This window comes from Streptomyces sp. NPDC045021 (genome assembly GCF_056432645.1).
The window spans coordinates 13,772-27,171 of the sequence record NZ_JBWKIQ010000028.1 but is presented as its reverse complement, the minus strand read 5'-3'; the positions used below and the strand labels follow the sequence as shown (position 1 = coordinate 27,171).

General features: G+C 70.8%; 13 protein-coding genes. 7 read left to right on the top strand and 6 right to left on the bottom strand.

Annotated features, from left to right (window positions below; genetic code table 11):
* Positions 1–56 precede the first annotated feature (56 nt).
* The 3 genes from AC07DC_RS41155 to AC07DC_RS41145 form a co-directional block, all read right to left on the bottom strand.
* On the bottom strand, positions 57–968 hold the full coding sequence (locus tag AC07DC_RS41155) for a LysR family transcriptional regulator (RefSeq protein ID WP_478920065.1): 912 nt from the start codon (positions 966–968) through the stop codon (positions 57–59).
* A gap of 251 nt (positions 969–1,219) precedes the next feature.
* Positions 1,220–2,863, bottom strand: a complete 1,644-nt coding sequence (locus tag AC07DC_RS41150) for an amidohydrolase (RefSeq protein WP_478920064.1) — start codon at positions 2,861–2,863, stop codon at positions 1,220–1,222.
* A 114-nt stretch (positions 2,864–2,977) separates the two neighbouring features.
* Positions 2,978–4,474: an APC family permease gene (locus AC07DC_RS41145; RefSeq protein ID WP_478920063.1), complete on the bottom strand. Its 1,497-nt coding sequence runs from the start codon at positions 4,472–4,474 to the stop codon at positions 2,978–2,980.
* 91 nt (positions 4,475–4,565) lie between these two features.
* Here AC07DC_RS41145 and AC07DC_RS41140 point away from each other — a divergent pair, with 91 nt between their 5' ends.
* Positions 4,566–5,288, top strand: a complete 723-nt coding sequence (locus AC07DC_RS41140; RefSeq protein WP_478920061.1) for a TetR/AcrR family transcriptional regulator — start codon at positions 4,566–4,568, stop codon at positions 5,286–5,288.
* A gap of 17 nt (positions 5,289–5,305) precedes the next feature.
* Here the strand turns inward: AC07DC_RS41140 and AC07DC_RS41135 are convergent, their stop codons facing one another.
* Entirely contained in the window at positions 5,306–6,256 is a 951-nt protein-coding gene (locus tag AC07DC_RS41135; RefSeq protein WP_478920059.1) for an alkylmercury lyase family protein, read from the bottom strand.
* 82 nt (positions 6,257–6,338) lie between these two features.
* On the opposite strand from AC07DC_RS41135, the gene AC07DC_RS41130 reads away from it, so the two are divergent.
* From AC07DC_RS41130 to AC07DC_RS41115, 4 genes are all read left to right on the top strand, one after another.
* Positions 6,339–6,746, top strand: a complete 408-nt coding sequence (locus tag AC07DC_RS41130; protein ID WP_478920058.1) for a heavy metal-responsive transcriptional regulator — start codon at positions 6,339–6,341, stop codon at positions 6,744–6,746.
* A gap of 480 nt (positions 6,747–7,226) precedes the next feature.
* The gene (locus AC07DC_RS41125; protein WP_478920057.1) at positions 7,227–7,883 is read left to right on the top strand and encodes a CBS domain-containing protein; all 657 of its coding nucleotides are present in this window, start codon (positions 7,227–7,229) and stop codon (positions 7,881–7,883) included.
* Between the two features lie 203 nt (positions 7,884–8,086).
* Positions 8,087–8,575: a universal stress protein gene (locus AC07DC_RS41120; RefSeq protein WP_478920056.1), complete on the top strand. Its 489-nt coding sequence runs from the start codon at positions 8,087–8,089 to the stop codon at positions 8,573–8,575.
* A 49-nt stretch (positions 8,576–8,624) separates the two neighbouring features.
* A complete protein-coding gene (locus tag AC07DC_RS41115) occupies positions 8,625–9,119 on the top strand; it encodes a DUF5994 family protein (RefSeq protein WP_478920055.1) in 495 nt (164 codons plus the stop codon).
* Positions 9,120–9,272: 153 nt separating this feature from the next.
* Here AC07DC_RS41115 and AC07DC_RS41110 read toward each other — a convergent pair whose 3' ends face one another.
* Together AC07DC_RS41110 and AC07DC_RS41105 are read right to left on the bottom strand one after the other, a co-directional pair.
* The gene (locus tag AC07DC_RS41110) at positions 9,273–10,145 is read right to left on the bottom strand and encodes a universal stress protein (RefSeq protein WP_478920054.1); all 873 of its coding nucleotides are present in this window, start codon (positions 10,143–10,145) and stop codon (positions 9,273–9,275) included.
* Positions 10,142–11,200, bottom strand: a complete 1,059-nt coding sequence (locus AC07DC_RS41105) for a zinc-dependent alcohol dehydrogenase family protein (RefSeq protein WP_478920053.1) — start codon at positions 11,198–11,200, stop codon at positions 10,142–10,144. Before AC07DC_RS41105 ends, AC07DC_RS41110 begins: the two co-directional genes overlap by 4 nt.
* Before the next feature lie 192 nt (positions 11,201–11,392).
* Between AC07DC_RS41105 and ppk2 the strand changes: the two genes are divergently transcribed.
* Together ppk2 and AC07DC_RS41095 are read left to right on the top strand one after the other, a co-directional pair.
* Complete coding sequence (gene ppk2 / locus AC07DC_RS41100; protein ID WP_478920052.1) at positions 11,393–12,244, top strand: polyphosphate kinase 2; 852 nt, start codon at positions 11,393–11,395, stop codon at positions 12,242–12,244.
* A 246-nt stretch (positions 12,245–12,490) separates the two neighbouring features.
* Entirely contained in the window at positions 12,491–13,399 is a 909-nt protein-coding gene (locus AC07DC_RS41095; protein WP_478920051.1) for a slipin family protein, read from the top strand.
* Position 13,400 lies beyond the last annotated feature (1 nt).

Genomic DNA, 13,400 nt, shown 5'->3' with positions numbered 1-13,400 from the left:
CGGCAGGCACAGGTGTGGCCCGGCCCGATTGCCCCGACCCGGACCGCACCTGCCGGTCATCTCGGTGGGGCACTGGCGGCAATCGGCCTGGGGCCCAGTGCCTCGGCGGCCTGTAGGAACGCCTGCAAGTCAGGGCTGGAAGCGGCGGCCGGCCATACCAGGACCCATTCGGTGACGGGGGCGTCGTGGATCGGCAGGAAGGTGATGCCGGGAGGCGTGTAGTACCGGGGGACATGGGCGTTCAGCGGGCTGACGATCCGGTCTTCGCTGATGAGCGCGAGAACCTCGTGGAAGGTCCGGGCAGCGGGCCCGCGCGGGACGGGCCGGCCGCTCGGGGTGCGCCGGGGCAGCATGGCCTCGACCCAGTAGCCAGGCGCCGCATCCCCCGGGTCGATGACCGGGCGTCCGCCGAGATCCTCGATCGACACCGACTCCCGGGAAGCCAGCTCGGACGTCGTGGACACGCCGAGTATCCGGCCCTCGGTGAGTACGACGGGGCCCACCGCCAGATCCGGCTCCCGGACGGGCAGCCACATCAACTGCAGATCGACCTCGCCGGCGCGCAGCCTCCCGAACGGGTCACTGAAATGGAACTCCGTCGTCTCGACATCGCACCCGCGGTTGGCCGCATGGAACGCCTCGATCACGTGGCGTATCTCGTTGCCCATCGAGCCCATGACGCCCAGCCGAAGCGTCCCGCGTCCACCCTGAGCAGCGGTGATCGCGCGGGTGAGTCCGGCTTGTATGAGGTCCGAGGCCTGCGCCAGGTCCTCGCGCAGCCGCCGCCCGATGGGGGTCAGGGTGACCGTGCGGCTGGTGCGGTCGAACAGTGGGGCGCCGATGCGCCGTTCCTGCTTCCTGATCGCCTGGCTGACGCGGGCCTGGGAGACATGCAGCCGTTCTGCCGTCCGTCCGAAATGCAGCTCCTCCGCCAGCGTCAGAAAGATCTCGATGTCCCTGATCTCCACCGCTCCCCCTTGCGAATACCGGCAACCGCACGCAGTTTACGTTGCCCCAGGACCGGCCTCGGAGGGCATCCGACCAGTTCAGAGGGCACGGCCGGGGGTCATGTCGTGGGCCGGGCGTCGCCAGGCGGCCCCAACTGGTTCACCGGAACACGGACGCGGTCGGCGCCGCCACCTTCGGTGCGCGACGGCGGGACCCCGGCGACCTCCAAGACGCCTTCCCCCGGGGCCTCTGTTCGTCGACAAGCCGGCCGTCAGCGTGCGTTCGCTGCCGCGTGGACGCGGTCGCCGCCGACATAGGTCAGTGCCACGGAGGTGTCACCGATGGCCTCCGGCGGGCCGTCGAAGGGATCGCGGTCCAGGACCACCAGATCGGCCAGCGCGCCGACGCGGATCGTGCCCGCGTCGTCCAGGTGGTTCACGTAGGCCGAGCCCGCCGTGTACGCCGTCAGTGCGGTACCCAGGTCGAGACGCTGCTCGGGGAGGAAGGGCGGGCGGTCCTCGCCGTGGCCGACGCGGTTGACCGCGACGTGGATGCCCAGCATCGGGTCGGGGCTGCTCACCGGCCAGTCGCTGCCGGCCGCCAGGGTGGCACCGGCCCGCAGCAGGTCGCCGAACGGGTACTGCCAGGAGGCCAGTTCGCCGCCCAGGAAGGGGATGGTGAGCTCGTCCATCTGCGGTTCGTGGGTGGCCCAGAGCGGCTGCAGGTTGGCGATCGCGCCGAGGCGGGCGAAGCGCGGGACGTCGTCGGGGTGGACCACCTGCAGATGGGCGAGGTGGTGGCGGTTGTCGCGGCGGCCGTTGGCGGCGAGGGCTGCCTCGACGGCGTCAAGGGCCTCCCGCACCGCGCGGTCGCCCAGCGCGTGGAAGTGGACCTGGAAGCCCAGGGCATCCAGCTCCACGACGTGGTCGCGCAGCGCGGCCGGGTCGACGAAGCTGAGGCCGCTGTTGGCGGTGGCGCAGCCGCACGAGTCCAGGTACGGGATCGACATCGCGGCGGTGAAGTTCTCGGTGATGCCGTCCAGCATGATCTTCACCGAATCGGCCCTGAAGCGCCCGGCACGCAACTGCTCGCGGCGCCCGACCAGTTCGACGATCTGTTCGGCGCCGCGCGAGCGGTCCCACCACAGGGCGCCGTTGACGCGGGCGGTGAGACTGCCGTCGGTGGCAGCGGCAAAGTAGGCGTCGGAGGGGTCGGGCTGGCCGTTGAAGACGCCGAGGATGGCGTCCTGCCAGCCGGTGATTCCGAGGCTGTGCAACACCTGCTGGGCGCGGAGCAGCCCGGCGAGACGGTCGGCCGCGGTGGTCTTCGGGACGAGGCGCGCGACGAGCCCGGTCGCCCCTTCCTGCAGCATGCCGCCGGGAGCACCGTCGGGCTCACGTTCGATCCGGCCGTCGGAGGGGTCGGCGCTGTCGGCGGTGAGCCCGGCGAGCTCCAGGGCGCGGGTGTTGGCCCAGGCTCCGTGGTGGTCGCGGTTGAAGAGGAGCACCGGCCGGTCGGCGACGACGGCGTCGATGAGGTGACGCGTCGGCACCCCGCCCTCGAAACTCTCCAGGGACCAGCCGCTGCCGGTGATCCAATCCCGCTCCGGGTACGCCTCGGCGTAGGCGGCGATCCGGCGCTGGTACTCGGCAAGGCTGGTGGTGCCGGTCAGGTCGCACTCGCCCAGCTCGACGCCCGCGTAGACGGCGTGGATGTGGGCGTCCTGGAAGCCGGGGATCAGCAGCCGCCCGGCGAGGTCCACCACTTCGGTCCTCGGCCCGACCAGTTCGCGCACTTCGTCGTGCCCGACGGCGACGATGCGCTCGCCGCGGACGGCGACGCTCGTGGCTCGGCTGCGGGCCGGATCGGTGGTGAGGACGGGGCCGCCGGTGAAGACGAGCTCGGCGTTGGTCATGGGCTACTCCGTACGAGGTTTCGCGGGTGCGGCGGGTGCGGGGGTGCGGCGGGTCGCTGGTTCGGTGGGTCGGACGGTTTCCGATGGTGGCGGATGTTCGGTGGGCCGGACGGTTCAGATCGTTGCGGATGTCCGGAAGGTGGTGGGCTCGGCGGCGAGCAGGTCCGCCGCGCCGGCGTCGGTGGCCTGGCCGCCGGCGAAGTAGGGCGACTTGCGGCCCCACTTGGCCCAGCCGGCGACCAGCAGGCCGGAGAGGATCATCAGCACCGGCATCAGCAGCAGGAACCAGCCGTTGTCCGCACGCAGCGCGAAGTGGTCGGTGGAGGTGGCATAGCCCCAGCACATGTAACCGGCGAGAGCGAACAGGACCAGCGCGCTGAGCACCGGCAGCACGACCGCCCGCACGCCCTCCCAGAGCGCGCCGCGCAGCAGTCCGCGGAAGCGCACGGCGGCAGCGACCGCGGTCAGACCGTAGGAAAGAGCGACGACGATGCCGATGGCGCTGACCGAAGCGCTGATCAGCTCGCTGACCTTCGGGATGACCAGGGAGAGCGCTGCGACCAGAGCGGCGATCGCACCGAGGAGCAGCGTTCCCGCCGCGGGCGTCCCGTACTTCGGGTGGATACGGGTCCAGACCGGGCCGACGGTGCGGTCGCGACCCATCGCGAACAGCCCGCGCACCGTGGGGATCACCCCGGCCTGGAGCGAGGCCACGGCGGAGAAGGTGAGCGCGACCAGTGGCAGCGCCGCCAGCGGCTGGTGGGCAAGTTGGTTGCCGAAGTAAGTCAGCCCCTGTGCGCCGTTGTCCACGAGCTGGCCCTGGGAGAGGACCCGTTGGAAGGCCACTGCGCCGAGAAGGAAGAGACCGAGCATGGTGAACACGGTGATCAGGCCGCTGCGGGAGGCGTCACGCGGGTCGCGCACCTCCTCGCTGACGCTGAAGGCGGCGTCGAAGCCCCAGTAACAGAACACCGCCACCACCATGCCCTGGGCGAGAGCCGCAAGCGAGGGGATCGTGAACGGGTTGAACCAGTCCAGGCTGAATGGCTGGTCGCCGGCGAAGAGGCCGTAGCCACAGAAGCCCAGCAGCACCAGGTACTCGAAGGCCAGCAGACAGCGCTGCATCCGGGCGGCGACGTCGACCCCGGCGACGGCGGCGAGCGTGGCGGCGAGCAGCACCGTCAGCCCGAGCAGCGTCGACTGCAACGTGCTGTCGGGGTTCAGGGTCAGCCCGGCCAGGCGGTGCACTCCCGCCTGGCCGGCGAGCTGCATCAGGGCCGATCCGGTCACGGTCGTCGTGTAGGCCAGAAAGACGATGGTCCCGACGACGTTCACCCAGCCGGAGAGGAACCCCAGCCAGGGGCTGACCGAACGGCCGACCCAGACGTAGCTGTTGCCGCAGTTGGGCTCGACCCGGTTGAGCCGGGAGTAGGCCGCGGCGATGCCCAGGATCGGCAGGAAGGCGAGCAGCATGATGATCGGCAGATGCAGCCCGACGATCCCGGCGAGCAGCCCCATCCCGAGGCCGATGCTGGTGGTCGCGGCGGTGGTGGAAGCGGCGATGACCACGCCGTCCAGCACGCCGAGCGACCTCTTCATGTCTGTTGCCATCGGGCCACCGCTTCGCTCGGGACTGGGTTGGAGCGACATGCAATCCTGCGGGCTCTTAACACGTCAATGCTGTTGACATAAGCTCGGCGCCATGACCGACCGGCAGATCCCCGGGGCCGCGCGGGCGCGCCGCCGCCCCACGAAGCAGGGCACGGTGCTGTCCGAAGCGCTGATCGTCGAGACGGCGCTGCGGCTGATCCGCCAGCACGGATCGGCCGCGCTGACCGTACGGCGGCTGGGCGCGGCGCTGGGCGCGGACCCCAGCGCGCTCTACCGGTACTTCCGCAACACCGACGACCTGCTGCTCGCCGTCGCCGACGAGCTGATCGGGCAGGCCTTCCTCGGCTGGTCCCCGGGCGGCGACTGGCGCGTTGACCTGCGCGAACTGGGCCTGCGCATACATTCCGCCTATCTCGAGCACCCGCAGGCGGCGATGCTGGCGGCCTACCGGGTCACCGGGCGGCCGCATGAGGCCTTCGCCATCGAGTCGATCCTGGGCGTACTGCGCCGCGGCGGTTTCCCGGACCCCGAGGCGGTCCGGATGTACCACACGTTCGTCGACACAGGCCTGGCCTACGCGGCCCTGGACGCCGCCAGCGCCGCGCTTCCGCCGCAGGCACGCGAGGCCGAACGGCAGGTCTGGCAGCAGACCTACGCCTCGCTACCGACCACCACCCACCCCCACATCGCCGCCACCACCCGACTGCTGCAGGCCGAAATGGGGCGCAGCGCCTACTCCAGAACCCTGGACCTGTTCCTGGACGCGGCAGCGGCCCGTCTCAACTCCTTGACGAGCGGCGAGCCGCCTTGCTGAGGGATCGTCACGGCGGCTCAGTGGTCCGGTGCTGACAGCAGGGAGCCGAAGGTGGTTCGGCTCAGGACCTCGGCTTGGGCCTGGTCCACGGTTCGGCCGGTGACGTCCGGGTGGTGCCTGGTCCAGGTGCGGGCCGTGGCGCGGCTGGTGAAGAAGTTGAGGGAGCCGCAGGCGATGTCGGCGGCGGGGCCGGTACCGGGGCGCCGGCCGATGTGGACGACCGTGGTGGCGGGCTGCCAGGTGGCGCGCCCGCCGGTGCAGGTGATGGTGATCCGCTCGCCGGTGACGGGATCGCTGGAGGCGATCACCGCGTCGGTGCCGAGCATCGCGGGGATGCCGAGGGCGTCGATGGCGCACATCGCCCACGCTGTGGTTCTGTCGGGGAGACGGATCTGGTGCGGGGTGGGCACGGCGGAGAACGGGTAGGCGGCGCGGATCTGTCCGTCGGTGTCGAGGGTCAGGAAGTCCTCGGCGGCCAGCTCGGTCAGGACCTCGACGACATCACGGTCGAATGCGGCGGCCGCCGTAGCCACGTCGGTCGGTTCGGGCGCGCGGCCGGTGGCGGCGAAGTGCCGCAGTACGGCCTGCTGAACGGCGCGCAGGCCACCGGCCACGGGCGCGAGCCGCCCGGGCTCGTCCAGCGGCAGACGCCGGCCGTCCGCGGTGGCCTCCGCGATGATCAGGGCCCGCCGCAGATCGGCCTCGCTCGGGGCGCCGGCTGCCCGGCCGTCGGGGCGGCGGTACAGGCGGCAGGAGACGCTCGCCGTCGCGCCCGGTGCGGCGAAGGGGTCCGTACCGTCGATCAGAATGGTGGGGGAGCCGGTCATGCCCAGCCGGGTGGCCTGCTCCTCGCCGGTGACCTCGACCAGCTCCACCTCGGCGCTCCGGCCGTCGAGCGCCACGGTGATCCGCTCCTGCGCCAGGGGCGCGTTGGGGCAGCCCGGCACCGCCAGAACGGTGATGTGCATGGATTGTCCTCCCAGGTCACTGCGGCTGCTTCCGACCGTAGACCTTCCAGTGCACTGGAAGGTCAAGGCGTAACCTGGTGGCATGCGCATTGGGGAGCTCGCCGCCGCCTGCGGGCTGACGGCCAAGACCATCCGGTTCTACGAGCAGGCCGGCCTGCTGCCCGCGCCCCCGCGCACCCCGGGCGGCTACCGCGACTACCCGCCCGAGGCGTCGTCGCGGCTGGCGTTCGTCCGGGACGCGCAGCACGCCGGGCTCACCCTCGCCGAGATCCGCGGCATCCTGGTCCTGCGCGACTCCGGCCAGGCCCCGTGCGACCATGTCACCGACCTGATCGGGCAGCACCTCGCCGACATCGAGCGGCGCCTGGCGGAGCTGCGCAAGACCCGGACCGCCCTGCGCGGCCTGGCCGAGCGGGCAGCCGTGACCAATCCGGGAAACTGCAGGGACGCGGACATCTGCAGCATCATCGGCGGCTCTTCCGCCGGGTGACAACCGGGGCTGTCACCCCACCCGGGGCCGACCCGGAAGGACTCGCGGCGGCCGGCGCCGCCCTGGTGCTCGACGAGGACCGGTCGCGTCAGCGCCCGGGCGCGGGGGGACATCCGAAACGGTGACTGGAGCCGTCCCGCGGCGGTCCGGGAGGCCGGCCGTCCGTCGAACGCAGGGGCTTGGCCGTGCGGGGATCCAAGGGTTGAGGTCCTGCGAGGTGTTCGAGTCCGAAATGCGGTAGCCGGTGCGGCGCTCAGCCCATCTCGCGCGGGAAGCACCGACAGCGGGTATGAGTCCGCACCGGCCGCCTGACGATGGGGCCGATCGGGCCTCCGCAGGGTCCTGATGGGCCCTGCTGTTCCCCCTCGGGCTGCCGCACTGTGGAAGCGGGGGGCGGGTTCCCGCCGGGTCGTGCCGTATCCCCTGACCCATCCACCGAGGAGGCATGAGACCGTGCAGCACCGCACCGTACGTGATGTGATGACTCATCAGGTCATGAGCGCCGGCGCAGACTGTTCCTTCAAGGAGCTTGTTGCTCTGCTGGCTCGGAACGACATCAGCGCCGTGCCGGTGGTCGATGACCAGGATATGCCGCTCGGTGTCGTCTCCGAGGGGGATCTGTTGCGTAATCAGGCTTCCCGGCCGGACCATCTGGGGCACGGGCAGCCCGCCGGCCCCTCGGATCCGACAAGTGTCCAGCTCGAAGTCGCCGCCGGTCTGATGACCCGCCCTGCGGTCACCGCCCGGCCGGAATGGTCCGTCATCGAGGCCGCCTGTGCGATGGAGCGCGCTGGAGTGAAGCGCCTCGTTGTCGTCGACGAGATCGGGCGGCTGGTGGGCATGGTGAGCCGGAGCGACCTGCTGCGCGTCTTCCTGCGCACGGACCGCTTCATCCGGGAGGAGATCGTCAGCGATGTCCTCGGCCGGACTCTGCGGATCACCGAGAGTGCGGTCCAGGTCCAGGTGCGGGACGGTGTTGTCACCCTCCGCGGAACGCCCGGCCCGCGGAGTCTGGGGCTGCTCGTGATCCGGCTCTCGCGGGGCGTCGACGGGGTGGTGAACGTCCACGACAGGATGGTCTTCGACGACGCCCCGGCCCTCCCGGAACCGTCAGCCGCGCTGCCGGCGACCCCGTGACCGTTCTCGCACCGACACCGTAAGTAAGCCCGCCGTGCAGGTCGCAGGTAGGGCCGTTCGGCCTCCCCAGTGGGACCTGCACGGCCCCTCTGCTTCCGCTCCTGCGCCTGTGAAGCTGGGAAGCGAGCGGGAGACCGCACATCGCTTCATGACTTCGCGCGATACCCCGTCGACCGCGGTCCGACCACCCTCCGGAGGGCTCCATGTCCGACACGAGCGCGAACACTTCTGACCACCCCATCGTGGTGGGCACGGACGGCTCACCGTCCGCCCGCCACGCCGTGCTCCTCGCACTGCGCGAAGCACAGTTGCGCGGTACCGGGCTGCGGGCCGTCTGTGCCTACGACTACGGGCCCGACCGGTATGCCGGGTACGAATGGCTGACCGCGTCGGACAACGCCGGCCTCTACGTACAGCTGCGTGACATCGCCGAACAGGCTGTGACCGACACCGTCGCCGAACTCCAGAAGGAGCTCGGCGGCGCCCCGGTGGAGGTGGAAATCGTGGTCGAGCCGGGACGTCCCTCGCAGGTGCTGTTGGAGGCCAGTGCGGACGCCTGCCTGCTGGTGGTCGGCACCCGGGGTGCCGGCGCCTGGGGGCGCCTCAGGCTCGGCTCGACCAGCACCGAGGTCGTGCACCACGCACACCTTCCGGTCCTGGTCGTCCCGGGCGACGTCTCCGACGCCGCGTAACTCCGATCGCAACGACACCGGGTCCCGGACCCGGGGACAGGTTCGCACCATGACCACCATCAGCTTGTTGCCCGTCGCGCACCCGGACATGACCGCCACCCCCGGCGTCCGGATGCTGCTGAAGCCGGAGTGCGTTGACCGGGGGATGGTGGACGGTGCCTGGTGGCCGCGTTCGCGTGACCTGGCCGGTGAGCTGCCGTCCCTGGTCGCGGTCCTGGACGAGTGCTGGGGCCGGATCACCCGGGTCGCGGTGAACGTCCGCATGTGGCCGGAGATCCCGGAAAAGGTGCCCGCAGGGATCCATACCGTCAGTGTCGGATGGTTCGACGCCGAGCAGGAGCCCGACGATCTGCTGCTCCTCTCCTACACGGTCGGGCGCTGGGACCTGCTGGTCGTGCCGCCGGAGTGCGACCCCGATCGGGCCGCCCGGCTGATGTCCGCCGCGGCCGACGTGCACAACAGGCAGAGCGCCGGGGAGCTGATGACCGACATGCGGTCGGCCCGGTGCACCACCGCGCACGCGGCTCCGTGGGACGCCATCTGAGGGAGACAGCGACCAACGGACAGCCGGGGCCGGCCTGCGGGCGGACCCCGGCTGTCGTGCTGCAGGTGCTACCTGCTGTTGTCCTCGGGGAGTTCAGGCGCGGTGCCGCGCGTGTGCGGCCCAGCCGTCGATGGCCGTTCAGGTGGGCCTGGCTCAACTGTGCGACGGACCGGGCAACGAGCCGTGTGGTTCGGGGACGAGCAGGACCGGGCAGTGGGAGTGGTGCAGCAGAGCGGTGGCGACGAGGCCGAGTTGAGGTCCCAGCAGGCCGGGCCGCCGGTGCGCGGTGACCACGATGACGGCCGCCCCGCAGGTGGCCTCCAACAGGGCGTGCGTGGCACCGGACCGTACGGTCCGCGTCTGCACGGGAACCTGCGGGTACGTCTCCCGCAGTGATGCCACGAGGTGTCCGGGTACGGCCGCCTCCGTCCGCGCCCGCCGGATGATGTCCTCCTGAAGGCGGCTGGTGGGAGCCGGGGCGTATCCGGCGGGCGGGAGATGCCGGTACGTCCAGGCATGCAGGACCCGCAGAGGCGCCTCGCGCCGTGCCGCCTCGGCGAAGGCGAACCCGGCAGCGTCGGTGTCGGAGTCGTTCTCAAGACCGAGCAGCACCTCACCACCGGGTCCTGAGCTGTCGTGCCACGCGGTGTGCTCGCCGCGGACGACCAGGAGCGGGCTCTGTGTACGGGCCGCCACCCGCAGACTGACCGACCCGAGCAGTCTCCCGGCGAAGCCGGGCAGATCACGGGTGCCGACGACGGTGAGTGCCGCGTCCCGGCCACGGCGCACCAGCGCCTCGGCCGCGTCTCCGACCACAGCGGCGGTGCTCACCGCGAGTGCCGGGTAGCGGTGGCGCGCCCGGGTCACGGCCGACGCCAGGACCGGTCCGGCCTCGTCGAGGCCGGGCACGGCATAGACGATCTCCAGACCGGCACCGCGCCGGTCCGCCTCCGCGGCGGCCGCGTCCAGGGCCCGCATCGCGACAACGGAGCCGTCGACGCCGACGACGATGTGGCCCGTGGTCATGTCCGGACCTTCGCGTGTCCGCTGCCGAGTACGACCTTCAGGGCACCGGTGTCGGCGGCCCGGGAGAAGACGTCGTACGCCTCCTCCATCCGGTGGAGTTCGAAGTCGTGCGTCACGAGGGACGACGTGGGGAGCCGTCCGGCGGCCATCATCCGCAGCAGGGCGGGGGTGGAGTAGGTGTCGACCAGCCCGGTGCGGATCGTCAGGTTCTTGCTCCACAGGTCTTCCAGATGGAGTGTCGCGGGCTTGCCGTGCACGCCGACATTGGCCACGCGACCTCCCGGGCGCACCATGCGGGTGCACATCTCGAAACTCGCGGGCACGCCCACCGCCTCGATGACCGCATCGGCCCCCAGGCCGTCGGTGAGGTCGGCGACCAGCTGCTCGGGGTCGTCCGCGGCGTTGACGACCGTGTCGGCGCCCATCCGTTTGGCGGCTTCCAGCCGAGCGGGTGCGAGGTCGACGGCGATGATCCTGCCCGGCGAGAACAGCTGGGCCGTGGCGATCGCGGCGAGCCCGATGGGGCCGGCTCCGACCACGACGACCGTGTCGCCAGGCCCCACCCGCCCGTTCAGCACACCGACCTCGTACGCGGTGGGATAGATGTCGGCCAGCAGTACGGCGTCCTGGCTGTTCACCGCGGTGGGCAGCGGGTGCACGGACAGGTCGGCGAAGGGTACCCGGACGTATTCGGCCTGGGTGCCGTCGATCGTGTGGCCGAGGATCCAGCCGCCTCCGCCGAGGCACTGCCCGTAGGCGCCCTCCCGGCAGAAGCGGCAGCGTCCGCAGGCCGAGATGCAGGAGACCAGGACCCGGTCGCCGGGCCGGACCGTACGCACGCCGGTGCCGACCTCGACGACCTCGCCGACGGCCTCGTGGCCGAGGATCGTGCCGGGCGGGACATCCGGTACGTCACCCTTGAGAATGTGCAGATCCGTGCCGCAGATGGTGACGGCATCGACGCGGACGATCGCATCGGCGGCGTCCTGGATCCCCGGGTCGGGAACGTCCTCCCACGCGGACCGCCCCGGGCCGTGGAAAACGAAAGCCTTCATGGCCGTTCCCTTCGTCGATTGCTCCCTGCGGCTCCCCGCGATTTCCCGCTCCGCGGTCCGTCGGGTCCAGCCTGGCCCGGCACCGGTGCCGGCTGCTTGGGCCACTCGGACCGGTACGGGGGTCCAACCGGCCCGCTTCGCGGAAAGGCCATAGCGTGGACCCACAGCACCCGCTCCCTGATGGAGGCCGCCATGGCATCCGGCAAGAAGTCCCGAACGAGCGCCCCGCGTCAGGAGCGGCTGCCGCGGCGGCTGTACGAGAGCGAACTGCTCCGGCTGCAGACGGAGCTGGTCAAGCTGCAGGAATGGGTACGCGCCGAGGGTGTCCGGCTGGTCGTGGTCTTCGAGGGACGTGACGCGGCCGGCAAGGGCAGCACCATCAAGCGCGTCACCGAACGCCTCAATCCCCGGGTCGCCCGGATCGTCGCGCTGCCCGCGCCGACCGAGCGCGAGCGCACGCAGTGGTATTTCCAGCGCTATGTCGAGCAGCTTCCCGCTGCCGGCGAGATCGTGCTGTTCGACCGCAGCTGGTACAACCGCGCGGGAGTCGAGCACGTCATGGGGTTCTGCAACAAGGAGGAGTACGGACGCTTCCTGCACCAATGCCCGATCTTCGAGCGGATGCTGGTCGAGGACGGCGTTGTGCTGCGCAAGTACTGGTTCTCGGTGAGCGACGCCGTACAGGAGGAGCGCTTCCGCGCCCGGCTCGAAGACCCCACCCGGCGCTGGAAGCTGTCTCCGATGGACCTGGAGTCCGTCACCCGGTGGGAGGCATATTCACGCGCCAAGGACGAGATGTTCGTGCACACCGACATCCCCGAAGCGCCCTGGAACGTCGTCGCGAGCGACGACAAGCGCAGCGCGCGGATCAACATGATCAACGATCTGCTGTCGGCGATCCCGTACCGCGAGGTGACGCGGCCGACGCTGGAACTGCCGCAGCGCCCGCCCTCCAGCGGCTACGAGCGGCCGCCGCGCGACCTCCAGACCTACGTACCCGACCACGCGGCCGCCCTGCGGCGGGGCGGGAAGGCATCCGGCTGAACCGGCGGCGGCCCCTCAACCGGTAGCCGTTCAGCCCTCCCGCCTGTGGGACCAATGGCCCTCCTTCTGGCCCCAGCGGGCCCTCCACCCCGGCTCGAAGCCGAATCAGGATGAGGGCAGACGGCGATCCAGCCGTGGTCTGAAGTGGTGAGACGCACCGGTAGGCCTGACAACCACGGCCGCCGGCAACGCTCTTGCCCGCCAATCGAACCGAGGCACGCCATGCCCGTCCTGATCGTTGCTGTCGTGCTCCTGCTCCTCCTGCTGATCTGTGCGATGGCCGTGAAGATCGTCAAGCAGTACGAGCAAGGGGTGCTGTTCCGGCTCGGTCGTGTGCTCGGCGAGCGCAAGCCCGGCCTGCGGCTGATCATCCCGTTCGTCGACGTTCTGCACCGGGTGTCGCTGCGGATCGTCACCATGCCGATCCAGTCGCAGGGCATCATCACCCGCGACAACGTCAGCGTCGACGTGTCCGCGGTGGCCTACTTCCGGGTGGTCGACCCGGTGAAATCCGTCGTCGCCATCGAGAACGTGTACGCGGCGATCGACCAGATCGCGCAGACCACGCTGCGCAAGGTCGTGGGCCAGCACACCCTGGACGAGACGTTGTCCGAGACGGACACGATCAACCTGGACATCCGCGAGATCCTCGACGTGACCACGGTCGAGTGGGGCGTCCAGGTGACGCTGGTGGAGCTGAAGGACATTCAGCTGCCGGACAGCATGAAGCGTGCGATGGCCCGTCAGGCCGAGGCCGAGCGGGAGAAGCGCGCGAAGATCATCAACGCCGAGGGCGAGTCGCTGGCCGCCGCGGCCCTCGGTGACGCCTCGGACGTCATGATGGCCCACCCGCTGGCCCTGCAACTGCGCAACCTGCAGAGCCTGGTGGAGATCGGCGTGGACAAGAACACCACCGTCGTCTTCCCGGCCCCGCTGATGAGCACCATCGGCGAACTGGGCTCCTTCCTCGCCCGCGAGAGCGCGGCGGCCATCCCGGTCGCCCCGCCGACGGCCAAGGACGCGGAAACGTCGCCCGCCACCGCCACCGCGCCCGCGTTCGTCGACATCACGACGACCGATGCTCTCGCCGTCTCCTCCAACGGCAGTCCTCGCCCGAACGGCGCGAACGGCGGGCACGGCGCGAACAGCAAGTAGC